This is a genomic window from Burkholderiaceae bacterium DAT-1, from assembly GCA_019084025.1.
GTDB lineage: Bacteria > Pseudomonadota > Gammaproteobacteria > Burkholderiales > Chitinimonadaceae > DAT-1.
Genome location: JAHRBI010000003.1, coordinates 29,601 through 54,435 on the forward strand (window position 1 = coordinate 29,601; position 24,835 = coordinate 54,435).

Sequence of the window (24,835 nt, forward strand, 5' to 3'; positions counted from 1 at the left end):
CACCGATCATGAAAAAGCAGACCTTCCCGTTTTTCGCCACGTGTCCGCGCGGGCTTGAACAGATTCTTGCCACCGAACTGGTGCACCTCAAGGCACAGGATGTCACCGCCACCGATGGTGGCGTGGCCTTTAATGCCGACTGGCTGACCATGATGGCCGCCAACGTACACAGCCGCGTCGCCTCGCGCATTCTGTGGAAGCTGGCCGAACGTCCTTACCGCAACGAGGATGACGTCTATCAGCTGGTCCGCAGCGTGGAGTGGTACGAACTCTTTGATGTGAGCAAGACCATCAAGGTATCGGTCACTGCCATCAAGAGTCCGCTCAAGAGCCTCGATTTCCTGACGCTGAAGATCAAGGATGCCGTGTGCGACCGCTTCCGCGCCAAACTGGGCGAACGCCCGAGCGTGGATACACGCGAGCCAGCCATGCGCATTCAGGCATTCCTGACCGACAGCATGGCCTCTGTCTATCTCGACACTTCCGGTGAGGCGCTGTTCAAGCGGGGCTACCGTGTGGCGTCGGGCGAAGCGCCGCTGCGCGAGAATCTGGCTGCCGGTATCCTCAAGCTTACCGGCTGGGATGGCGTCGAACCGCTGTTCGACCCCATGTGCGGTAGCGGCACCTTCCTGGTTGAAGCCGCGATGATCGCCCTGAACATTCCGCCGGGTCTGAACCGCTACTTTGCCTTCGAGCAGTTCAAGATGTTTGTCCCTGCAGCGCTGGATCGCGTACGCGAAGCAGCCAAGGCTGGCATGCAACCTCTGCGTCCGCTGCCGATTTTCGGCAATGATATTGACCGCGCCGTACTGGAAACTGCCCGCGAGAATCTGGAAGCAGCCGGCCTCGCTGATTGCGTGGATATCTGGGTGGATGATGCGCTCACCTGCGAAGCCCCGATGGATCATGGCGTGCTGGTGTGCAACCCGCCTTATGGTATCCGCCTGGACGAGCAGGAACATCTGGGCAAGCTCTACCCGGAAATCGGCCACGCCCTGAAACAGCGGTTCTCCGGCTGGCGTGCGTACTATTTCACTGGTGATCTGAGACTGGCCAAGCTCATTCGCCTGTCAGCCAGCAAGCGCACCGTACTGTTCAATGGCGCGCTGGAATGCCGCCTGTTTGAATTCAAGATGGTGGCAGGTAGCAACCGCAAGGCTGAGGAATAATTCCGCCATGCAGGTGAGTCACTTGTTCCAGTGTCTCACCTGCTCGCGTGCCGTGGCATCACCCAGATAGCGGGCGACTATACGCTCAAAGGTACCATCATCGCGCAGTGTTTCAAACGCATGCCGTAGCGTCTCCCGATCATCCGGATGAATCGTTTTCATATTCATGGCAATGCCAACATGAAATGTCCCTGCGTCAGGCATTGGCATTACACGTACGTAATTATTGAGCCCACGCCGATCTAATTCCCACTTGTACACATAGGCATTCCCCACGGTCGCATGAATGCGGTGCAAGACCATCATCTGAAACAGTGATTCTATCGACTGGATGGTATGTACCTGCGCTGGCGGGATCGTCTTCAGCCAGTCATCCACCCACTCGCCGTAACTTGCCCCATTCAGTACACCTAAACGCAACCCTGCCCCCAGATGCGTCCCGCGAATCAACGAAGCATGTGAACGCAATACAATGAGCTCGGTACTGGTGCGCATTAGCGGAATAAAATGTATTTCCTTTTCCTGTTCGGGATTTGACAGCGTGAAAGCCGGGCCCACCACAATCGATTGTCCGGCAAAGAAGCGTCTGGCGGCACGCGCCAGCGGCACTTTTTCCAAACGAAACTGGCACCCGGTTCGCCGCGCCACCTCGCGATACGCATCCAGCAGAAATCCCGTTTCCCGACCAGATGCATCCTGATTGCTTGCGTATCCGAGTTCACCGTAAGCAACGGGGTAGGGGTGATGGCAGGCGGCAATCCCCTGAGCGCACACTATAAGTATGCCAACGATACCCACAATTCGAGGACTGACTGCTCCACGGCCAAGCACAACAGCTCCTACACCATTCACATCACTTTTTCTTTATAGGCCACTCACCAATACTAGCTTGGCACCTTACAGAAAATCATTCGTCACATCGCCCATGCCATGAATCCACCGCTATACCAGCATCAAATCAAACTGATACAATACTTTGCTATTCCTGTGCTTGCTGATGGCTAGCACGTTCGGTATTTTTTCCAACACTATTCAATTTCACTAAAATGAAACTATCGAAAATTTCTTGGCTTGTCTCATTTGCTTGCGCTTGCCTCTCAGCCCTGTCTGCAGACTTTTCCGGCATTCCCACTGCAACCAAACTGCAGGCCATTGATGTCAAATCTGCCGAATTGAATCGCACCGCTGAGTTTTCAGCATGGCGCAGCCATCTCGATGGCACGGACAAAATTGGTGCGTTCATGTCTGGGATGTTCTGCACTAATTCTCGCGATATCTATTTCACAAAAGATACAAGCGACTGGGTCAAAGCAGATTTACAAAGACTCTTTAAGGAGGAAGCCATCAAGCATGGCTATCCGAGAACCATCGCATCGCAATCTGCATTTGATGAAAAGCTCGGCAGCGAGGCCACCTTTAAAGTTGGCGCAACCCTAATAGACTTTAAGTATAAAGCCTGCGGCGAGACAAAGGATCTGCGTGGAAAGTCTTATATGAAGGTAAAATGGGAGTTGTATTCCCCCCTTCTGCAATCAGTCGTCTACAGCAATACAGTAGAATCATCATTCTCAAATGAAACAGGCTCATCCCTAAATATTGATGACTTCTTCGACCCATTATTGCGAGGCAACATCGACAACCTCTTCGCCGATGCAGCCTATGTGGAAACATTCAAGACTGGCGGAAAAAGTAAAATTGAGAAACTACCACCACTCCGAATTGCAGGCGGAATAAAAGAGACCATTCTGCCACAATTTTTTTCCAAGCAACTTCTGCCGGGCGTAGTGACAATTGAGAGTAGCATTGGAAGTGGATCAGGATTCTTTATCGGTAAAGACGGTTACTTGCTAACTAATCAGCATGTGGTTGGAGGGGCTAGGTACGTCAAAATCAAGCTTGCCGATGGCAGATCGATTGTGGGTGAGGTTCAGAGAATGAACTCTCAGAGAGACATTGCCCTGATCAAAGCAGAATACTCAGCCGAACATACGCTCTCATTGAGCAAGGCCAAAGGAACAGTGGGCAGTGCCGTTTACGCCGTTGGGTCTCCGCTTAGTCAGGAGCTGGCAGGTACGGTAACACAGGGCGTCCTGAGTGCTTACCGTACCATTGAGGGAACCACATATATTCAAAGCGATGTTTCAATCAAACCCGGCAATAGCGGTGGCCCCCTTGTTAACAATGAAGGACAGGTCATCGGCGTCGCAGCACTAGGCATGACAACGGGTGGCATTGCCATGTTCATTCCGATTAGCGAAGCGATTGAACAGCTCTCTATCGTTCTCGACTAATTCCATTTTAAAGAGTGGAGGGGAACACCCCCTCTACCCTATTCATACCAGCCTGACATCATGATGAAAATTTTAATTCTAATTTGCATGCTTTTAACCACAACGAGTCTGACATACGCGGGAACACTTGAAATACCAATCATCCCGCCAAAGCAGCCGTTAAATATCCAATCCAGACTCCCAAACACCAAACTAACCACAAATATTATTTCACTGAAAATAGACTTACCGGAAGGTGCACTCACAGGCGCAATGGCTGATCGCTTTTGTGATCATGGTCAGGCCATATTCCACAACCCAGAAGAGCCTGAATTTTCCACCAAACAATTCAATCGACCGCTGACCCAAAAGTCGGCCTCACTTGGCTATTCGACATACAGTCCTGACACCTCTATTTTCGAGCACAAAATCGGAACGGATGCTGACATTTCAATTGCAATCAGCATCACCGATTTTAAATTTAAAACCTGCATTACCGATTATTTCAATGGGTCTTTTAAGATTTACGGAAAAGCCTATATTGCAGGCAATATTGAAGCAAAGCTAGCCCAAACACAGGAAATCATTTACAAACAGTTTGTCGACAATTCAGTGAATGCTGAAAAAGGGTCCGCAATGGATTTAGTCGACTTTATGACATCTATCTCGGACGCGCTTGTTGACGCAATTCTTGCAGACCCCAAATATGTTGATGCATACTTGAAGGCACATGATCCAGCGCCCCAGATCAAATGAAGATCTTCAACCGCTTTTCCGACTTCCTTCCCTACTACCTGGCCGAACATCGCAACCGTACCTGTCGGCGCCTGCACTTTATCGGCAGCACATTGGTATTGGTGTGCCTGGCCACCGCAATCCTTCGCCAGGAAGCCATCTGGCTAGCAGGCATGCCGGTAGCAGGATATGGATTTGCCTGGATCGGCCATTTCGGATTCGAGAAAAATCGACCTGCGACCTTCACCTATCCTCTTTATAGCTTGATGGGCGACTGGGTGATGTATGCCATGATGCTGACCGGACGCATCCCGTTCTGACGCATTTCACCCTTTAAATCTGTCGCAATGCCCGCATGTAAGGGTTTCCACCGATCTATCCTTTGGAGATACGCATGAAACTGTACTTCTCGCCGGGTGCCTGCTCACTGGCTGTCCATATTGCCCTGCACGAAGCAGGCCTGAAAGCAGACGCCGTCAAGGTCGATCTGCGCAGCCATACACTGGCGGATGGTACAAACTACTACGACATTTCGCCGCGTGGTTACGTGCCATTGCTGGAGCTGGATGATGGCAGCCGCCACTCCGAAGCATCTGCTTTGCTGCAATACGTAGCAGATCAAGTGCCAGAGGCCGGTCTGATTGGCGAGGTACGCAGCCTTCGCCGTCTCGAAGTGACCAAATGGGTAGGATTTATCAGCACAGAGTTGCACAAGACCTTCGGGCCGCTATGGAATCCGGCGACGCTTGACGCCGTGCGCGCCCAAACCCTGGATCGTCTGGCAACCCGACTGAAGGATGTCAATGCACACCTGGCGACGACAAGCTATCTGGCAGGTGACTACAGTATTGCGGATGCCTACGCATTTACAGTGATCAACTGGGCGAATTTCCTGTCGATTCCGCTGGCAGATTACCCGCATATTCAGGACTATATGGCGCGCATCGCTGCTCGCCCAGCCGTACAGGCGGCGCTGGCAGCAGAAGGCCTGAACAAGTAAGGTTGATGCTCCCTATCGGTTGAAAAATCAGGGCCTGCATCATTCGATGCAGGCCTTGTTTTATGTGTCAGCACGCATCTCGCATTACTTGATGTTGACTGCAAATTGATTAATTGTCATTTGACCAAAGCCACCATCCTGCGTTGCAATTTCGGCCCCCAGGCTGACCATAGACAGATAATTTGCCGGATCAATCAGACCGCGCTGGACACAATAGTCGATCATGGCTTTTAGATCGATCGTTCCTGCGTACACCGGAATCTGGTGCGGAGCAAATACGATAAAAGCTCTGGGCGACGAGGGTGGCGTAGTTTGTGCCTGGAATGTGGTGCTGGCATACACGTCGAACAGCATATTGCCAATCGTGACTTGGCCGACCGATGGCCACCAGGCAGGGTTCATGTTTTTGTAGTCAAGCCAGACCATGATTTCCGACTTGATGACATTGTTTTCCGTATCTGAAGCATGCGTTGTAAAAAATAAATCGTAGGCCAAATCGTACGATCCAGTCGAAGTCAGATTAACTTCTGCGCTAGCTGTTAACCCTTTGAGCTGACTGACCTGCAGAGGCAGTTTACTCGTGGAAGATGCATGCCCATGCCAATTCGGATTCAATCCATACATTACATTCGGGTAGGCAAATATTCCGGCGGCTTTTGGATTGGTGGGCCAATTCCAATTAAATGAATATTGATATCTATTTTGCGGCGTGACAGAACGGATGACACATTGGCTATAGGTCTGGCCGGGCAATAGATTCGATAATCCCCAAGCATCATTATTGTAACTCAGTTCGCCATCTACAAACTCGCCAAAGGGATCGCAATTTGTAGCAGAAGTCAGCGCAGGAGTTGGCTGGGGATTGGTCGCGGAGGTACTCCCTCCCTTCCCTACACATCCCGCCAGCGCGCCCATCATGAGTAGCAGACCGATTGAACGCTTCATTTTCTCTCCCGCTTATATTAGCTATTTTAAAATTAGTAAAAGGCTGTATTCAAACATACAAACCTTTTTCAAAAATACGTTTCACCGTGGTGATATTCGCCGCTCCGAATACTGCCCGCATTAAATAAATCGGGTCAAGTCATTTTCAGTAACATACCCAGACATCAACATGCATGGCTTACATAAACATCGGAATGACGGTATACCCACCCCGGCAAACGATTATTAATTTGAATAAAAGTACAATTTAAATATTTCCGATCACACGCATCCACATCAGCTATGCCGATGCATGATTCCAACTGCATTCCACACTGAGAGGCATAAAAAAACACCAGCGGGTCGGCTGGTGTTATGGGTATCGCCAGCGTTGAAATCAGGCTGGCACGATGATTCCCTGATCCGCCGGCATCGTCGCCGAAATCTCGCGAGATCCGGCCAGCAGCGCCAGCCGCGCCACCACACCATAGGCATAGAAGCGATTCGGTGCACAATCGGGCGTCGCATTGCAATCGGGCACAGTACAGGGGGTCTCGAAGGCCAGCGGCTTGAAGACTGCGCCGGGCGCATTCAGGTTTTCGTGGATACCACGCTCGGTATGGACGCGGTAGAAACCGCCCACCACAAAGCGATCCATCATGTAGACCACTGGCTCGGCCACAGAATCTTCGATCGTCTCGACGGTGACCACGCCTTCCTGCACGATCACATCGCTGACTTCCACGCCTTCCTTGATGACGGCCATCTTGTTACGCTGCTTGCGGTTCAAGCCGATCACTTCTTCCGGCGAGCGCACGCTCATCACACCCATGCCATAGGTACCGGCGTTGGCCTTAACGATGGCGAATGGCTCGGCATCAATGCCTTCATCCTTGTACTTGATGCGGGTCATGTTGAGGATGCGCTCGACTTCTGCCGCCAGACGCTCTTCGCCTTCGCGTGACTGGAAGTCCAGCTGGTCGACATGACCAAAGTAGGGATTGATGTACCACGGATCGATCCCGATCAGGCGCGCAAAATCGGCGGCAACGGTATCGTATTCCTTGAAATGGTTGGTTTTGCGGCGCATGAACCAGCCCGCATGCAGGGGCGGCAGCAAATATTGCTCGATGCCTTTCAGGATGTCCGGAATGCCAGCCGACAAATCATTGTTCAGCAGCACGACGCACGGATTAAAGCCCGCCACCCCCACGCGATTGCCATTGCGCACCACCGGTTCCAGCGTCAGGCTGGCGCCATTGGGCAGTTCCAGCGTCGTGGGTTCGGTGATTTCGGGATTCAGCGAGCCGATTCGCACCACCAGCCCGGCCAGACCCAGAATGCGCTGCAGCGCCGCCACATTGGTCAGATAAAACTGGTTGCGGGTATGGTTTTCCGGAATCAGCAGCACGCGGCGCGCATCCGGACAGACCTTTTCCAGCGCGGACTGGACTGCATGCACACACAGAGGCGTGAAATCGGGATTCAGGTTATTGAAGCCGCCCGGGAACAGATTCATATCAACCGGTGCCAGCTTGAAGCCCGCGTTACGCAAGTCAACCGAGCCATAAAAGGGCGGGGCATCCTCCAGCCATTGCGAACGGAACCACGCTTCGATCTCGCATTGGGATGCAAGAATCTTGCGTTCAAGGTCCAGCAGCGGGCCTGTCAGTGCTGTGGAAAGGTGAGGCACGGTCATGGCGATACCCTTTATTGGTTGGGTGCAAACAGCATAAACCAGTTCGCACCAGAAAACAGAGACGCTTTATCGGCCCACTGATCAAGCGTTCCGGGCGTCCAATCAAACTTATGTTAGGGCATTGTGCCCGGATTCAAGGGTACACTGGCAAGACTGACACAATATGAACATGCGCCGGACGCGACTTCCATGCAACATCACACACTTCAATCCCTGATTGACCTTGGCCGCCAGCAGCTCGGCCTGCCCGCGCTGGAAGTGCGGATGCTGGTCGAACACGCAACCGGCTGCACACGGCTACAGCAAATCGCCCATCCAGAGATGCGGGTCGATGCTGAGCGCGCCAGCGCCTGCCGCGATGTACTGACCCGCCGTCATGCAGGTGAACCTGTGGCCTATCTGGTGGGTGAGCGCGAGTTCTTCGGGCGGTCTTTCAGGGTCACGCCTGCGGTACTGATTCCACGTCCCGATACAGAATTGCTGATCGAACTGGCACTCGCACGCCTGCCGCAATCGGCACGGGTGATTGATCTCGGTACCGGCTCCGGCATCATTCCGGTGACGCTGAAGCTAGAGCGACCTGATCTGGATGTATCGGCCATCGATCTCAGCCCGGATGCACTTGAGGTTGCGCGCAGCAATGCCGATCGATTGAACGCATCCATCCGCTTTCTGCAGGGCAGCTGGTATACACCACTGGACGCAGGCGAGCAATTTGCCATGATCGTGTCCAATCCCCCCTATATTGCCAATGAGGATCGTCACCTGAGCGAAGGCGATCTGCGCTTCGAGCCTGCAATGGCCTTAACCGATTTTTCGGATGGACTGAGCCATATCCGCGAGATTGTGGCAGGCGCCCGCTCCCGGCTGCAGGCTGATGGCTGGCTGCTGATGGAGCATGGTTTCGATCAGGGCGAAGCGTGCCGCGCGATTCTAAACGCGCACGGTTTTAACGATGTGGCGACCTGGACTGACCTGGCAGGATTGGATCGAGTGACTGGCGGCCACTCTCCACGATTCCTCCATAATCCCCGGCCATGATGAACCCTGTCGCAACCAACAACGCAAGGAGTTCTCCATGAAAACCCGATTCACCGTACTTGCCGTTTTGATGAGTGCAGGGGTACTGGCCTGTGCCGGAGACAACATGCCGCCTCCGCCCGGTGATCACGATCAGCCGCCACATCACCATGCACGCCGTGAACCACCACCAGAGGCCTTTACCGCTTGCGAAGGCAAGCAGGCGGGCGATAAAGTCACCGTCAAGACACCGCGTGGCGATACGCTGCAGGCTAGCTGCCGCAAACACGGCGACAGCAAGCTGTTTGCCATGCCAGATCGCCCGCCGCGTGAGGGGGGACGTCCCGATGGTCCACCCCCCAAGCAGGACTAAGTTTACGGCATGACTACCGTCCGACTATCCGACAAGCCGCGTCGTTCGATTGGCATCACCTTTTTTGTGGTGTTGCTGGGTACCTTGCTGATCGTCATCAGCGTACTGGCCGGGCTATTTCGCCTGAGTCTGGGGAGAGGACTCGACGACTATCTGGCCCGCATCGAACTGACGCGGCTTGATCGGGTAGAGGATGTACTGCAGCGCCGCTACCAGCATCACGGTGATTGGTCGTTTGTGCGCGGACCGCGCGATCTGCTTCCCCCGCGAGGGGCACAGGAGCGACCACCACCTCAGCGTGATCCCGATGACCCACGCCCCCTTCCCATGCAAGGTGACCTGCTGGGCATCGGGCCGCGCCTGATTCTGTTTGATGCAGGTGGCCAGCATCTGGCCGGCCCACCACACGACCCGCATCGCCCCCGCCGAGCCATCCATTCGATGGACGATGGCCGTGTCATTGGTTTTCTCGCACTGGCAGGTGCGCCGGGCAACAGCGATATGCTGGCCAGCGAATTCCTGCGGGCGCAAACCCGAAATCTGCTGTGGATTGCCCTTGTCGGGTTAGTGGTTTCAGCCATCGCGGCAGCATGGCTCGCACATTCACTGCGGCAACCCATACACGCCCTGATGCTGGCCGCACGACAGCTTGCTAGCGGTAAACTAAACGCCCGCGCCCATCTGCACCGCTCCGACGAACTCGGAATGCTGGCCGATGATTTTAACCGCATGGCCGAGCAGATCGAACAGTATGAACACTCGCGGCGGCAGTGGGTGGCCGACACCTCGCACGAGCTGCGCACGCCCTTAACCGTCCTGCGCGCCCACAGCGAAGCGATGCGGGATGGTGTCATGCCGCTTGATGCACGCGGACTGGACCGGATCGACGCCACGCTTGCCGAGATGGAACGACTGGTAACCGATCTGCACCAGCTGGCACGGGCAGACGTCGGCCAGCTAGGGCTGAAACCGGTATCACTTGATTTACCCGCCCTGATCGAAGAAGTAGCCGCTCAGTTTGCCGCCCCCATGCAAAAGTCAGGATTGACACTTGAGGTGCATGCGCACCCTGCCATCCTGAACGCCGACCCCGACCGGTTGCAGCAGGTACTGGTCAATGCACTTGGCAACAGCCTGCGCTATACCGATCGCGGCGGCATCGTGCACATCAGCTGCCAGCAGAATGGCCCGCTCACCGATATTCTCATTGAAGATTCTGCGCCCGGCGTACCAGACGCGGCTCTGCCCCGCCTGTTTGAACGCTTTTATCGGGTAGATGCATCGCGTAATCGCGCTCAGGGCGGCTCGGGACTGGGACTCGCTATCTGTAAAAGCATTGTCGAGTCCCATGGCGGCCAGATTAGCGCCAGCCATAGCCAGCTGGGTGGGCTGTGTCTGCGCATCTTGCTCCCGACACAAGCCAGTTATAAGAAAGCCGCACGATGACGCAGGGCACAGTCTGGGTAGCCGAAGATGATCCGCGCATTGCCGAAGTGGTGCTGGCCTATCTACAGCATGCTGGATGCACTACCCGATATTTTGATCGGGGTGATGCGGTACTCACCGCACTCGATGAATGCCAGCCCGATGTGCTGCTACTCGATATCATGATGCCGGGACTGGATGGTGTCGCGGTCTGTCAGGCCATCCGGCAGCGCTTTCAGTTTCCGGTTTTAATGGTCACGGCGCGCGTCGAAGAAATCGACCGCCTGCTGGGATTCGAATCCGGTGCCGATGACTATGTCTGCAAGCCCTTTAGCCCGCGCGAACTGATGGCACGCGTGAAGGTGCATCTCCGTCGCCGACCATCCGCCACACCCGAGCCAGCTGTGTCTGCCTCGCTGTTTGTGGTAGACGAGGCCGCCCAGCGCATCCACTGTCAGGGTCAACTCCTCAATCTCACGCCACAGGAATTCAGGTTACTGATGGTGCTGATGCGTTCGCCGGGGCGGATTTTTTCGCGCGCTCACCTGCTTGAGCTCGCCTACGACCACAGCCGTGATGTGTTTGATCGTACAGTGGATAGCCACATCAAAAATCTGCGCAAAAAGCTGGCGACGATTCTCCCCGATCTGGATGTAATCCATTCGGTGTATGGCGTCGGCTACCGCTTCGAGCTCTGACCCTACCGTTTGTATCCTGCTTCACGCTCTCCACGATTGCTCCACATTGTGACCTCACAGTGACGTCATGCGGGCTCACCCGCGTTGCCAAGAGGAGCACATCATGCAACGTCGTTTCATCACCGGATTATGCTGCCTGACCTTATCCGGACTATTGTTTCCCATCACCGAATTGCGTGCGGCAGATCCGCCTCCCAGCGCCAAAGCACAATTGGGGCAATTGATTTTCAATGATCCGGCCTTGTCGGCGTCAGGACGGCAATCGTGTGCCAGCTGCCATAGCCCTGCCGACGCCTTCAGCCAGCCCGGCAGCCGTGCAGCCCCCCTTGGTGGCCTGCGTGGTGATTTGCAAGGCCCGCGCAATACGCCGACGGCCATGTATGCGCAGTACATTCCCGGCTTTTCACTCAATGGTGCGATTGCCGCACCCGGCCAGATTGCCGTCACGGGCAAGGCAGTCGGGGGCTTTCTGATGGATGGTCGTGCGTCGACACTGGCCGCTCAAGCGCAGCTGCCTTTCATTACCGTATTTGAAATGGGGAATGCCAACTCCACCGCAGTCCTGAATCGGCTCAAGCAGCGCCCCTATGTCACACAGTTAGCCGCCCTATATGGTGCCGCTACCTTAAATGGTGGCGATGCTACACTGGCCGCGCTGGGAGACGCCATTGCCGCGTTTGAAAGCCAGACGCCGCAACTCAAACCCTTCACCAGCAAGTACGATGCAGTGATTGCAGGCAAGGCTAGCTTTACCCCGGCGGAAGCCGACGGATTGGCCATTTTCAACAATGCCAGTCGCGGCAATTGTGCGGCCTGCCATAGTAGTCAGCCATCGCAAGGTGTGCCAGCTCTCTTTACCGACCATGCCTACCGAAATCTGGGTGTGCCACGCAACTGGGACATTTCCTATAACAACGACACCACGATATTACCTGCCTTTATTCCCGCTAATGGCCTCGCGCTAGGCGCACCGAACCATCAGTATTACGACATGGGATTGTGCGGCCCTTTCCGCACCGATCTGAGCGGCCTGACATCATTGTGCGGACAATTCAAAACCCCAACCTTGCGCAACGCAGCCCTCAAGCATGCCTACTACCACAACGGCGTGTTCAAGGATTTGCGCACCGTAGTTGGCTTCTACGCCACGCGTACCGCCAATCCGTCCCGCTGGTACAGACGCGCCGATGGCAGCGCGGATATTGTCTTTAATGACCTGCCCACTCAGTATCGCGCCAATGTGGTTACCACCATCCGCCCATTCACCCCAGCAGGTACGGCTACGCCCAGCCTGACACCTGCCGACGTACAGAATCTGGTCAGCTTCCTCTGCACCCTGACTGATGGATTTGACCCGAGCAATCCGGCCGCCTTTGTTCCACCCGCTCAGTGCCGATGAAGGTGCTCGAAGCAATCGCAATAGGTATCTGATTACGCAGAAAAACAGCAGACGGCGTGCCGCCCGTGCACGACCGTCTGTCATTTTTTCTACAGCCATCTACAATAGGCCAATCGAACAAGAACATGGAGACACCCATGCATGGCCAGCCAACGGTACTCGAGGAACCGCTGCAGCACCTCCGCGCGACGATTGATCGCGGTGAGCATGCCCATGCAGAGTCCGGTTTGCGCGCCTACCTGCAACAGCATCCCGACGACATTGCCGCCCTGGATATGCTGGGAGACTTGCTTGCGCTGCTGCACCGGGATCTAGAAGCCGCCGAATTCATCTGTCGCGCCTTCCTGCTCAAGCCCGAAACCGCATCGAACCCCAAGATGCGTGGCCTTGCATGCTATGTACTCGGCAGGAAAGATGAGGCCATCGCCATCTACCGAGACTGGCTTGCACGCGAACCGGACAATCCGGTTGCACGCCATATGCTGGCGGCTTGCAGCGGCGACGGCGTGCCCACACGCGCCACCAGCGAATACGTCAGCCATATTTTTGACGAATATGCGCCCGTATTCGACCAGCGCTTGCGCGGACTGGGTTACTGCATTCCCGAACACATGCGGGACATACTCGCCGCTCGCGCCGCACCTGACGCCCAGTGGGATATTCTGGACGGCGGCTGCGGCACCGGTCTGCTCGGCCCCTTGATCCGCCCCTGGTGCCGAACCCTGACAGGCGTGGATTTATCCGAAGGCATGCTCGATCATGCAGAAAAATACGACTGTTACGATACATTGCATTGCGAAGATCTGGAGCGTTTTCTGGCCGATCGCCCGGAGCAGTTCGATATCATCTGTATTGCCGATACGCTGATTTATTTTGGCGACTTGCGTGCAGTCTTGCATGAGGCCTTTACCGCATTGCATCCCGGTGGCACATTGATGTTCAATACCGAGCGATGTCCGCAGGCACCGAATGGCTATCTGCTTGAGGTGAACGGGCGCTTTAAACATGCCAGTGATTATGTCCGCAGCACGCTCGCGGAGACAGGATTTACAGATCTCGCCGCAACCGACATCAGCATCCGTAGCGAACTGGGCGTACCCGTTTCGGGCGAACTGATCTGCGCCATTAAGCCGGCGCTATGATCATGCAGACGCCCGACCTGTTCGACGAACCCGGACAGATCACGCTGCACACCCTTGCGCCTGGCGCCACTTTGCTCAGGGGCTTCGCCTTGGCCTCTGCGGAAACGCTCTACACTTCGATTCAGTCGATGCTCGCTCGCGCCCCCCTGCGTACCATGCATACACCTGGCGGGCGACCGATGTCAGTCAATACAAGCAATTGCGGCGATTTTGGCTGGATCAGTGACGCTCGTGGCTATCGCTATGCAGCGTGCGATCCCTTATCCAGTCAACCCTGGCCAGACATGCCCGATCCATTGCGCCAGCTCGCAACGAATGCCGCTCAAGCGGCGGGATACCCGCATTTTGAGAGCAATGCCTGTTTGATCAATCGCTATGAAGTCGGTGCACGGATGGGTCTGCATCAGGATCGGGACGAAGCAGACCTGACACAACCGATTGTTTCTGTTTCGCTTGGTTTGTCCGCTCTGTTTCTATTTGGTGGATTGAGTCGCACCTCACCCACCCGAAAGGTACCGCTTGACCATGGTGATGTGGTGGTGTGGGGTGGCCCTTCACGCTTGGCTTTTCATGGTATTCAGCCACTTGCCGCCGGGCATCATCCCCTCACCGGGCCATATCGATTTAATCTAACGTTTCGCTACACGGCTTATGCATTCGGCACATCCCGCTAAGCACTACGGTGCTGATGCAGCCACAATTGCAAGTCTGCCACCACCGCTGCCGTGGCCTGATGCAGCTCGGGAAAAGTTGCACTCAGACAGGCTGCATCCCCTTGCTTGATCGCAATTTCTGCCCATTTCATGCGTTCAACAAAGGCTGGCTGAACCACCATGCCAAATGATCCCTTCAGCGCATGCATCGCCCGGAAAGCTGCATCGGCTTCGCCGGCCTGCCACAGATTTTCAACTTCCCGCATCTTGTTTATGGCCTGATTAGACAGATCAAACAGACTCAGAAACAGCTCGGCCCGGGTTTCCTCATCCAGTTCCAGCAAGGGCAGCAAGCCATCTGCGGTAAACAGACTATGCGCTTCGGGATGCGCCTGCGGGATCTCTCCCGCCGCTGCGACAGCCTCGGGCAGGAGAGCCCCCTCCGGCATCGGCCCCAGCTGCCGGATAATCGCCGCCAGCATCTGCTTGCCATCAATTGGCTTCGCGACCACATCATTCATGCCAATGGCCTTGTATGATGCTGTCTCTTCCTGCATCACCGCAGCGGTCATGGCGATGATTGGCACCGGGTCATGCAGCTGTTCGCGTATGGTTCGGGTGGCTGTGGTGCCATCCATAATGGGCATATGTACGTCCATGAGGACGACGTCGTAACCATGATCGCGTGCGGACAGACATTTCACTGCCTCGGCACCATCAACCGCCATGTCGATGTGCGCCCCGGTTCGCTCCAGCAAGCCCTTGGCGACGATGCGGTTCATTGGATTGTCTTCTACCAGCAGGATACGCACCCCGTCGAGGCGTTCCTCCTGTGCAACTTCAGGTTCATTGTTCTGCGTTTCGGTATGCTCGTGCGCAATGGCTTCGTACACTGCATCGCGCAAACTGGATGCCGTGACCGGCTTCACCAGCAGTCTGGCACCGGTCGCTGCCAGTGGATTACCCACCATCTGATCCAGTTCGTACGGGGTCAGCATCACAATAATCGGCACACTCCCAAGTGCCTGAAGCATGCCGAGCGCCTCCAATCCGAACGGCTGCACCCACGACCAATCCAGCAAAACGGCATCACAACTGGGCGCACTGGTGATATCAGCGACCACATCATCCGGCAATTGCGGACGGGCTGCGCCACTCACATGCGAATGCCATCCCCAGCCTCCCATATATACCGCAAGTGATGCTGCAGCATCCGGGTTATCGTCAAGAATCAATACCGAATAGGTTTTGCCATCGGTGCGGTGCTTGGCTGCTTCGGTGAGGGCGTGCGCAAACGGCAAGCTGACGCAGAACTCGCTGCCCTCGCCTTCGCGGCTATCTACTGTAATCTCGCCATGCATGAGTGAACTGAGTTGCTGGGTAATCGCCAGTCCGAGCCCTGTGCCACCAAACTTGCGCGTGGTAGAGACGTCTGCCTGGGTAAAGGGCGAGAACAGCCGTTCCTTCTGCTCTTCCGACATCCCGATACCCGTATCTCGCACCGAAAAGATCAAACGGGTACCTGCTTCGTCCGGCGTATTGTGTACCCGGATAAACATCGCAACCTGACCGTGATGAGTAAATTTAAGGGCATTACCGACCAGATTGATCAGCACCTGCTCCACACGCATCCCGTCACCCACCAGCTGCTCCGGCACGCCTGCGCCGATTCCGATGACCAGGTCGATATCTTTACTACGCGCCATGGCACTCATGATGGAGGCCACCGCGTTGACGATCTGGCTCACTTCAAAGGGGGCAGATTCAATTTCCAGGCGCCCCGCCTCGATCTTGGAGAAGTCGAGAATATCGTTGATCACATGCAGAAGCGCACTACCGGCGCCTTGAATCATATTGATGTACTTGCGCTGCTCCACATCGATTCGTGTACGTTCGAGCAATTGCGCGGCACCCAGCACGGCATTCATCGGCGTACGCAGCTCGTGGCTCATATTGGCCAGAAACAGCCCTTTGGCCTGACTTGCTGCTTCGGCCGCATTCTTTGCATCTTCGAGCTGCTGCGTGCGACTCTGCACGCGCTCTTCAAGTAAGGTATTACTTTTCTGCAGCTCGGTATTGAGTGTCAGAATCTGCGCTTCCACGTAGCGGCGTTGCAAACCCGCCATGGCTCGCTCGACCAGCTTTGCTACGTAACTGGCATGCAGCACATCCGAACGCTGCCAGTTACGCTGCTTGTCGATCGTACCGACCGCCAGCAAACCAATCACCTTATCGCCGGTGCGCAGTGGGACTTCCAGTACCGAACGCAGATCGACAAACCACTCGAGCTCGCTCAATTCCGAGCGGTATGGATGCAAGCGGCTATCGTGCACCACCAGTGGATCGCGCAAGGCACGCAGTTGATCCAGATACTGACTGAAACCCGCCAGCGTCAGTCGCGTACCCAGCGCATCCTCGGGATCGGCTGCGCGACACAGCAGCACGCCACCCTGAAATGTCCAGATCGATACGCGATCGACATCCAGAATGCGCTTGCTGGCCATACTGATCTGCTGCAAGACCTCGCGCCCCCCCTCGTCAATACTCGGGGTACACGACAATTCGAGGAGCAACTCGCCCGGCGGCTTCTTGCTGAGATCGTACTGATCAATATCACGAGTACGTTCCTTGGCCGTCAGCCTGTTCATCTCATCCGATGCTTTTTGATGCACGCGGGCAAAATGCAGCGCACGATCATACTGTGCGCGTTGCTCGTCAATCAGCGACAAGCGCAGACTAAACTTGGCCACCGCATTGAGCATGCGATTGGATTCGGCGTACTCAAGCGCATCGCAATAAATCCGGTACGCTTCATCAACCTGGCCACTGACTTCGTAAATCCGCCCCATGGTGTCGGCAGCGGCACTACGCAACCAGAGGTACTCACATTCGTCTGCCAGCGACAAGGCACGCTGTGCCATCTCGTGCGCAGAGGCAATATCCCCGGCCTCCAGGCGCAAATGCGCGAGATGCCAGAGTGCTTCGGCCTCATACTCATCAATCTGTCCCTGCCGCGCTTCAAGCAAGCCAATACGAAAATAGCTTTCTGCCTCTTCCGGGCGATCATTCAGATTCACCCCCATATTGATGGCGATTTTGGCAGCTAGGTAATGGTTAGGGAGCGGTAATTGGCGCTGTAAATGCCCGGCATCCTGATGAAAGCGGATAGCACGCTTCAGCTCACCGACAGCGCAATAAATCTGACCAAGCCCGATACGCGCTTCAATGCCGGTGTACAGCTCGCGGCACAGCTCGCTGGTATCGATACAGCGGCTCCAGTAGTTGATGGCGTCCTGATAGGCGCCCTGGGTATACAAGGTACGTCCGATCGCCAGTTGCAGATAAGCGGCCTGCCTGGGCAGCGAATGCTGCTCGGCGATCGATAAACCCGAGTAAAGATCATTGATGCATTCGGGAAAACGCCCCAAGCGTTCCAGAATGAAGAACCGTTCATAGAGCGCGTCTAGGCCGACTGCATACTGGCCAGACGCCAGCGCCTCGCTCTCCAGGCTGGCCAAGCGATCAATCGCCATCCCCGGATGCGCTCTGGAAAACGCCTTGATCCGCTCAAGCACGTTGTGCATGGGCCACTCTCGTTCCTTGCATCACACCTAACGCTACCGTTTCATATGTCTGACAAAGCAATTATATGAACTCGGCGCGCGCTCTGCCGAAAACGACGGTGCCGCACGTCTGCTGGCGATGTCTGGGTTAGCGCAGACGCGGATGGATGAAGCGCGAATGCTTCCACCGGTCACCCAGTGATCCAAACCCCTGAAACACCGAATTTCCCGCAGAACGAGGCGTTTACTCGGATCAAGCAGGTACGATGGCAATCAAAAAGGGCACCCGCGGTGCCCTTGATGTTTCAGCGGATCGAGCCGCCTATACGGGCGGCTGATCAATGGTAACGGTTTCGCGTGACGCACCCACCGGTGCGGACGGCTGCGCCTCATCCCGCTTAAAGAGTGCCCACAACGAGTACACGCTCAGGAAGGTGCCAATCGGGAAACTGAGTAAACCGAACACATTGGAAATAATCAGCCAGATACGCGCCAGTTCTTGCCCCCTTAAGTACAAGACCCCCGCCACCACATCCAGCAAGCCAAACGGCACGATAATAAAGGCGGCAATCCCGCCCAGGATCGCAAATACCCCCGTCACCTGGCTATCTTGCGCAAGCGCCGCCACCCCGCCAAAAAACAGCGATATTGCCATGAAGGCCAGCAGACCGATTCCTCCGCGAACAATCGACAGGACTGCCGCTATTTTCTTGTGAATATCCATTATTTCCTCATGAGATTTTGTATGTGATACAGACTGCACCTAACGCAGCCAGCCGGTCATGCTACGCCTGCGCAAGGCCGTCCCACAAGGATCGGAGGGATTTATACGGCATGATATGGCTTGGTGTTGTATCTGCCATGCATCGTGTGCCGGATTAGCCCAGCTTTTCCCGCAATCCGCACTCATCAAGCCATTGCAGTAGCGCAAGCAGGGCGGCGCTTGCGTGTGCCTTGCTTGGATAAACCAGCCAGTAATCACTCAGCGCCAGCGCATAGTCGGGCAAGACGACGTGTAGCGCCCCATCACTGAGTGCCTGTTCACACAGATAGGCCGGCAGCATGGCAATGCCCTGTCCGAGGATGGCCAGCTGCTTCAGATAAGCAATGCTATTGCTGCTCTGACGGGGGACAGGCATGGGAAATCCAGCCTCTCCTGCCGTACTCCGGTAGCGCCATTGCGCCGTGGCAGGGTGCACCAGACAGGCATGCAGTGCCAGATCTTCGGGACGCGAAGGCGTTCCATGCGTCGCCAGATAGGCTGGACTCGCCACCAGCACCCGGCGTACCTGCCCCAGTCGCCGCGACACGAAGCTTGAATCTTCCAGCCGCCCCATCCGAATAGCCAGATCAATACCTTCGCCGATCAGATCGAGGTGGGCATCCGTTGCGAAGACCTCCAGCGTGACGTGCGGCCAGCGTTGCTGGAATCCGGCCAGTACATCGGGCAAGAGCGTCTGCGTTGTGATATCGGGCGCAGTAATACGGAGTTTGCCGGCTGGCTGTCCGCTCAAGCGTGACAGTGCGGCCTCACCGGCCAGTGCAGCGTCGCGTACCCGCTGGCAATATTCAAGATAGGTTCGCCCCGCATCGGTGAGACTCAGCTTACGGGTGGTTCGGTGCAGGAGGCGCAGATTCAGGCCGGCTTCCAGCTCGGCAATGCGCTGGCTGACCGTGGATTTGGGCAGACCGGATTGCGTGGCTGCGGCGGTAAAACTTCCCGCTTCCACCACCAGTGCAAAGAGTGCCATGGTATCGAGTGACTGCATGGATTATCCACTCAGGCGAACAGTGATTCCGGATTATAGCGACTAATCAAGGCAATCTGATCGCCGTACACTGCCAGCCAGTGAGAGATGACTCACACATCACGCAAGGAGCAAGATCATGAAAGCACTGACTGTTGTCGCCACCATTACGGCCAAGCCGGGTACCGAAGCCATCGTTGAACGCGCCCTGCTGGATCTGATCGAGCCCAGCCGCAAGGATGCAGGTTTTATCCAGTACGATCTGCACCGCGATCTGGATCGCCCGAATGTATTTGTGTTTTACGAAAACTGGGCCAGCCGCGAATTGCTCGACCAGCACCTGAACACCCCGCACCTTGCCGAATACCAGCGCAAGGTAGAAGGCATGATCGAAGGCTGGGATCTGAAGCTGATGGAACGCATCGTCTGATGCACGGCAGGTTGAGTGCGCCCACTCCCGCGCTGAAGCTTCAGCGCGGGGCCACGTACACCTCATCCGGACAATTTGCAGAATACCTGTTTTACCGCACAATCAAGTATGAACACCCGCCTGCTTGCGGGCATACCTTGTCTCTGGAGCTGAAAGATGAATATCGCTGAACTGGTCACCACCCGCCGCACTACCAAGGCGTTTGATCCTGCCCGCAAGATTGCGCCGGAGACTTTTGCCCAGATCGAGACATTGCTGCGGTATTCCCCTTCTTCGACCAATTCGCAGCCCTGGCACTTTGTGATTGCCTCGGATGAGGCAGGCAAGGCATTGATTGCCAAGGCATGCGGCGATACGTTTGCGTTTAACGATGCCAAGGTACGCAATGCGTCGCATGTGATTGCATTTTGCACACGGGCGACCATCGACGAAAGCTATCTGGCGACACTACTGGATCAGGAAACCACGGATGGCCGCCTTGGCGATGACACTGCACGCGCGAATCAGCACAAGGGGCGCGCCCGTTTTGTAAATATGCACCGTTTCGAACGCCGCGATGCCCAGCACTGGATGGAAAAGCAGACCTATCTGGCACTGGGGACGCTACTGCTCGGTGCCGCCGCGCTGGGCGTGGATGCCTGCCCGATTGAGGGCTTTGACAATGTCACTCTCGACGACGTGCTGGGCTTGCGCGACAAGGGTTATACCAGTTCGGTGCTGGTGGCATTAGGCTACAGCAGTGCGGATGATTTCAATGCCAAGTTGCCGAAATCGCGCTTGCCTGCAGAGACGATTTTTACCCGCCTGTAGGCTTACAATCTAAAGCGTGAGACCGCATCCGCCAGCAGTACCGCTTGCTCCTGCAAGCTGCCGGCTGCGGCGGCGGCCTCTTCCACCATTGCCGCATTCTGCTGGGTCATGTCGTCCATTTGCGTGACTGCCAGATTGATCTGTTCGATCCCGGCGCTTTGCTCGGTGGACGCATGGGAAATATTCCGCATGATGCCGCTGACGTTCTGCACTGCGCTGACCAGATCGGCAATGGTTTTACCTGCATCATCCACCAGTCGTGTCCCCTGATTCACCTGCTGCACCGAGTTCTCGATCAGTGATTTGATTTCGCGGGCGGCACTGGCGCTCCGTTGCGCCAGATTGCGTACTTCACTGGCGACGACAGCAAAACCCTTGCCCTGTTCACCGGCACGCGCAGCCTCGACGGCAGCGTTCAATGCCAGAATATTGGTCTGGAAGGCGATACCGTCAATCACGGAAATGATGTCGACAATGCGGCGCGAGGAATCATTGATACCGTCCATGGTCGTCACCACTTCACCGACCACCTGCCCGCCTTGCCGCGCCAGATCGCTGGCGTTGGTCGATAGTTGATTGGCTTCCTGCGCATGTTCGGAATTGAGTTTCACGGTGGCCGTCAGCTGCTCCATGCTGCTGGCGGTTTGCTCCAGATTGGCGGCCTGGCTTTCGGTGCGGCTACTGAGGTTCATGCTGGCATGGGCGATTTCGACTGCAGCGGTGCGAATGGTTTCGGCGGATAGTTTGATCTGGCCAATGATGTCTGTCAGCGAAGCAGCCGTCCCATTTCCACAGTCTTTCAGGCGGGCAAATACGCCCATGCAATCGGACTCTATTCGCTGATCCAGCTCACCCCGCGCCAGTGCCTGCATCAGACGCTCGATATCGGCCAGCGAATGCTCGGTGCTATCCATGAGTTTATTCAGATAGTCCGCCAGCGTGCGGTAGAAACCTTCCTTGCCGTCCAGAGACACGCGCAGATCGAACTCGCCGCGAGCGGCCGCACCAACCACGGCCTCAATATCATCCTGTGCGCGCAGCTGATCGGTCACATCCAGCCATTGCCCGACCGACCCCATATACTGACCACTCGCCGACAGGATGGGTGTGGTGCAGATATCAAACAGGCGGCCGCCAATATCCAGACGTGTTCGCACCGTTTCTTTCAGGCCGGCCAGCCGCTTGAGGGCAGCCGCCGGGTCATCATAAAAATTGCCGATGCTGCTGCCGACCAAGTGTTCAGGATCAAGTGCGGGCCGCTGGATTTTCAGTTGCGGCGCCAGTTTGCGCACGGTCTGCTGCAGGACTTTGTTGATGTAGAGAATCCGTCCGTCCTGATCGACGATGCGGATCGGCACCTCGACATTATCAAGTGCGGTAATGATGCGTGCCTGCTCAGCCTCATGTTGTCTGGCTGCGGCTTCGGCCGCCAGCGCTTCGGTTTCGTCGTGCCATTCCAGCGCGGTCCCCAGTCGTTTGCCATGTGCATCCACAACCGCATGAATATTGACCGCAAAGTGGCGTCCGGCAATCACTTCGCGAATCAATTGCGGCGCAGGCGTGTCGCCAGCGCCCCCTGACTGGAGGGAGGTTGCAAACAACTGCTGGATTTCGATGACATTCAAGCGTTCCAGCGCAAATCCGGGCATCCTGGTAAGCAGCCCTGACGCCATGATCCGCAGGTATGCCTGCATGGCTGCGTTTGCGTATACGATCCGGTTATCTGCACCTGCCACCATCACCGCTGCAGCAGAACAATCCAGCGCAGTACGCACACTCGCATTTTCTTCGGCAACCTCACGCTCGCGCGCCAGCGAGTCTTTCAGGCTCAGGCGCATACTGTCGAGTGCAATCAGCAGCCTGCCAGCCTCGCCTGCGGCATCCACCGTGCCACCATACGCGTCCAGATCGCCTGCCGACACACGCTCTGCCATACGGATCGCCCGACCCAGTGGCATGCTGACCCACAGACGCGTGGTGATCAGCAACACGGCGATAATCGCCAGCACCAGCGCCAAGCCGCCCCAGGCGATGGCCGATTTCACCCTGCCCACTTCGCCGGTAAATTCATCCATATAGCTGCCGGTGGCCACAATCCATCCGAGCGTGGGTTCCTTGGCGTAGACCACCACTTTGTCGCGCGCGCGCTTTTCACCCAGCGAGGCATTGAGCCAGGGATAACGGATGGTGCCCTCGCCCTTTTCCAGCATCTCGCGGATAAAGTAGCGTCCGCTGTCGTCTTTGGCGTCATAAAGGCTCTTGCCAGTCGAAGTCGGATGGATAATGGCCAGACCCGGAGTGACCTTGCTATCCAACACATAGGCGTAGCCCGTTTCCCCCATTCTGACAGCGGAGATGGCCGCTTTGAGCGATTGAAACTGGCTGGCCAGATCTAACGCAACTACCCACACCCCGGCATCGTGCCCAGCGAGATCCTTGAAGGGATGCGCACGTACCAACCGTTCCCCATCACCCATTTTTTCCAGCGAGGCTGATTTGGACATGGAAAGTAATGCTGACACACGCTCTGGCGCAATGAAGGCCTGACGCGAGCCCGAGGTTTTATAGGATGAATATTGCAGTGCATATGCGCCATTTTTGCTCTGATAAATACTGACATCCACCCCGAGCGATTGCGCCATCGCATCCAGACTTGCCACATCCGGCGTCAGCATGCGTTTTGCCAGCAGCGTCGGTGCGCCTGCTTCCAGCGCCATTTGCACCCCTGCATCTCGCCGCTCGAAATCATCCCTGAGCGAAACACTGTACTGTGAGACCAGTGCAATCGTTTGCGCATTGCTGCGGCGAAGTTCTTCCATGCCGCGTGCTTCTAGGTGCTGCGTAAGCCAGCTACCCAGCAGCCCACCTACGACAGCAAGTACCGCTAGTGTGACCGTAATCAGGCTGACATTGAGCCGAACCGCAATATTGAGATGAGCAAGGCGAGACCGGATAGCATGCATGATGGATTTCGTTGCGCAGAATATCCTTTGTTATAGACGCTCAGCCAGATGCGGCATCCGTTCAGGACAATTGGTCATTCCCGATACACTTTCTTACCTCTGACACATAAAATTCTGCCAATCGCTTGCTTGCCACCCTACAATCGTCCGCATAACACAACGATACGAGGGACACCCCATGATTGCCGCTTCTGCCGCGCAAGCTCAAGCCTTGCTGCGTGATACCTCCCACTTCCAGTGGTTTGTGATTCCCATATTGCTGCTGGTTATCCACGCCTACGGCGAGCAGATCGCCGAGCGGCGCTGGCATGTGGTGCTGGCTGGTCTGGCTTTCTGGCTGATGGACTGGATCAATGAAATTGCCAACGGGCTGGTCTTTCACTTCAGCGGCTTCGCGCCTTTGTGGGGCACGCCGGGCTCGTCTTCTCTGGTGATTCTGATTGGCCTGAATATCGAAATCACCTTCATGTTCGCCATCATGGGGCTGTTTGCAGTGCGGACGCTGCCTGCCGATCGGCAGCTGAAGATTTTAGGCATCAATAATCGCTGGCTGCTGGCTACGGTCAACTCGGTTCTGTGTGTATGTGTGGAACTGTGGCTGAATCACATCGGTGCGCTGACATGGGAGTGGCGCGGCTGGAACATCTGGTCGCCCCTGCCGATCTGGGCACTGGGCTATATGCCGTTCTTTATCGTGGCATATAAGGTGCACGATATGGATAACCATCGCGCCCGCATCAAGCTGGTCGCCAGCCTTGCTGCGATCGTCATCGCCGGTCTGGCGATATTTGGCGGCATCCTAGGCTGGATCTGA

The 24,835-nt window shown here is 55.9% G+C and carries 22 protein-coding genes; 15 read left to right on the forward strand and 7 right to left on the reverse strand.

Annotation, left to right across the window (positions count from 1 at the left end; genetic code table 11):
* The first annotated feature begins 8 nt into the window (after window positions 1-8).
* Complete coding sequence (locus tag KSF73_06055) at window positions 9-1,169, forward strand: class I SAM-dependent RNA methyltransferase (GenBank protein MBV1775273.1); 1,161 nt, start codon at window positions 9-11, stop codon at window positions 1,167-1,169.
* An 18-nt stretch (window positions 1,170-1,187) separates the two neighbouring features.
* Here the strand turns inward: KSF73_06055 and KSF73_06060 are convergent, their stop codons facing one another.
* A complete protein-coding gene (locus tag KSF73_06060; protein MBV1775274.1) occupies window positions 1,188-2,000 on the reverse strand; it encodes an ABC transporter substrate-binding protein in 813 nt (270 codons plus the stop codon).
* A gap of 215 nt (window positions 2,001-2,215) precedes the next feature.
* On the opposite strand from KSF73_06060, the gene KSF73_06065 reads away from it, so the two are divergent.
* From KSF73_06065 to gstA, 4 genes are all read left to right on the forward strand, one after another.
* Window positions 2,216-3,460, forward strand: a complete 1,245-nt coding sequence (locus KSF73_06065) for a S1C family serine protease (GenBank protein MBV1775275.1) — start codon at window positions 2,216-2,218, stop codon at window positions 3,458-3,460.
* A gap of 60 nt (window positions 3,461-3,520) precedes the next feature.
* Window positions 3,521-4,195 carry a hypothetical protein gene (locus KSF73_06070; protein ID MBV1775276.1) on the forward strand — a complete coding sequence of 225 codons (675 nt, stop codon included), beginning with the start codon at window positions 3,521-3,523 and terminating at the stop codon, window positions 4,193-4,195.
* Window positions 4,192-4,494: a DUF962 domain-containing protein gene (locus tag KSF73_06075; GenBank protein MBV1775277.1), complete on the forward strand. Its 303-nt coding sequence runs from the start codon at window positions 4,192-4,194 to the stop codon at window positions 4,492-4,494. Before KSF73_06070 ends, KSF73_06075 begins: the two co-directional genes overlap by 4 nt.
* A gap of 74 nt (window positions 4,495-4,568) precedes the next feature.
* Window positions 4,569-5,174 carry a glutathione transferase GstA gene (gene gstA / locus KSF73_06080; GenBank protein MBV1775278.1) on the forward strand — a complete coding sequence of 202 codons (606 nt, stop codon included), beginning with the start codon at window positions 4,569-4,571 and terminating at the stop codon, window positions 5,172-5,174.
* Window positions 5,175-5,258: 84 nt separating this feature from the next.
* Here gstA and KSF73_06085 read toward each other — a convergent pair whose 3' ends face one another.
* Both KSF73_06085 and gshA read right to left on the reverse strand, forming a co-directional pair.
* Window positions 5,259-6,119: a hypothetical protein gene (locus tag KSF73_06085; protein ID MBV1775279.1), complete on the reverse strand. Its 861-nt coding sequence runs from the start codon at window positions 6,117-6,119 to the stop codon at window positions 5,259-5,261.
* A gap of 376 nt (window positions 6,120-6,495) precedes the next feature.
* Window positions 6,496-7,797: a glutamate--cysteine ligase gene (gshA, locus tag KSF73_06090; GenBank protein MBV1775280.1), complete on the reverse strand. Its 1,302-nt coding sequence runs from the start codon at window positions 7,795-7,797 to the stop codon at window positions 6,496-6,498.
* 189 nt (window positions 7,798-7,986) lie between these two features.
* Between gshA and prmC the strand changes: the two genes are divergently transcribed.
* The 7 genes from prmC (at window position 7,987) to alkB (ending at window position 14,528) form a co-directional block, all read left to right on the forward strand.
* A complete protein-coding gene (gene prmC / locus KSF73_06095) occupies window positions 7,987-8,838 on the forward strand; it encodes a peptide chain release factor N(5)-glutamine methyltransferase (protein MBV1775281.1) in 852 nt (283 codons plus the stop codon).
* A gap of 37 nt (window positions 8,839-8,875) precedes the next feature.
* Window positions 8,876-9,190, forward strand: a complete 315-nt coding sequence (locus KSF73_06100) for a hypothetical protein (protein MBV1775282.1) — start codon at window positions 8,876-8,878, stop codon at window positions 9,188-9,190.
* A 9-nt stretch (window positions 9,191-9,199) separates the two neighbouring features.
* A complete protein-coding gene (locus KSF73_06105; protein MBV1775283.1) occupies window positions 9,200-10,636 on the forward strand; it encodes a HAMP domain-containing protein in 1,437 nt (478 codons plus the stop codon).
* Window positions 10,633-11,313, forward strand: coding sequence for a response regulator (locus tag KSF73_06110; GenBank protein ID MBV1775284.1), 681 nt, complete (start codon window positions 10,633-10,635; stop codon window positions 11,311-11,313). Before KSF73_06105 ends, KSF73_06110 begins: the two co-directional genes overlap by 4 nt.
* Before the next feature lie 103 nt (window positions 11,314-11,416).
* Window positions 11,417-12,712, forward strand: a complete 1,296-nt coding sequence (locus KSF73_06115; GenBank protein MBV1775285.1) for a diacylglycerol kinase — start codon at window positions 11,417-11,419, stop codon at window positions 12,710-12,712.
* Window positions 12,713-12,849: 137 nt separating this feature from the next.
* A complete protein-coding gene (locus KSF73_06120; GenBank protein ID MBV1775286.1) occupies window positions 12,850-13,854 on the forward strand; it encodes a methyltransferase domain-containing protein in 1,005 nt (334 codons plus the stop codon).
* 2 nt (window positions 13,855-13,856) lie between these two features.
* Window positions 13,857-14,528: a DNA oxidative demethylase AlkB gene (gene alkB, locus KSF73_06125; protein ID MBV1775287.1), complete on the forward strand. Its 672-nt coding sequence runs from the start codon at window positions 13,857-13,859 to the stop codon at window positions 14,526-14,528.
* Here the strand turns inward: alkB and KSF73_06130 are convergent.
* The 3 genes from KSF73_06130 to KSF73_06140 form a co-directional block, all read right to left on the reverse strand.
* A complete protein-coding gene (locus KSF73_06130) occupies window positions 14,525-18,091 on the reverse strand; it encodes a response regulator (GenBank protein ID MBV1775288.1) in 3,567 nt (1,188 codons plus the stop codon). The genes alkB and KSF73_06130 overlap by 4 nt on opposite strands.
* A gap of 301 nt (window positions 18,092-18,392) precedes the next feature.
* Entirely contained in the window at window positions 18,393-18,794 is a 402-nt protein-coding gene (locus KSF73_06135; protein MBV1775289.1) for a hypothetical protein, read from the reverse strand.
* 154 nt (window positions 18,795-18,948) lie between these two features.
* Window positions 18,949-19,839, reverse strand: coding sequence for a LysR family transcriptional regulator (locus KSF73_06140; GenBank protein MBV1775290.1), 891 nt, complete (start codon window positions 19,837-19,839; stop codon window positions 18,949-18,951).
* A 118-nt stretch (window positions 19,840-19,957) separates the two neighbouring features.
* Between KSF73_06140 and KSF73_06145 the strand changes: the two genes are divergently transcribed.
* The gene (locus KSF73_06145) at window positions 19,958-20,248 is read left to right on the forward strand and encodes an antibiotic biosynthesis monooxygenase (GenBank protein ID MBV1775291.1); all 291 of its coding nucleotides are present in this window, start codon (window positions 19,958-19,960) and stop codon (window positions 20,246-20,248) included.
* A 156-nt stretch (window positions 20,249-20,404) separates the two neighbouring features.
* The gene (nfsB, locus tag KSF73_06150; GenBank protein ID MBV1775292.1) at window positions 20,405-21,058 is read left to right on the forward strand and encodes an oxygen-insensitive NAD(P)H nitroreductase; all 654 of its coding nucleotides are present in this window, start codon (window positions 20,405-20,407) and stop codon (window positions 21,056-21,058) included.
* 2 nt (window positions 21,059-21,060) lie between these two features.
* Here nfsB and KSF73_06155 read toward each other — a convergent pair whose 3' ends face one another.
* Entirely contained in the window at window positions 21,061-24,021 is a 2,961-nt protein-coding gene (locus tag KSF73_06155) for a Cache 3/Cache 2 fusion domain-containing protein (GenBank protein MBV1775293.1), read from the reverse strand.
* A gap of 178 nt (window positions 24,022-24,199) precedes the next feature.
* Between KSF73_06155 and KSF73_06160 the strand changes: the two genes are divergently transcribed.
* Entirely contained in the window at window positions 24,200-24,835 is a 636-nt protein-coding gene (locus KSF73_06160; protein MBV1775294.1) for a hypothetical protein, read from the forward strand.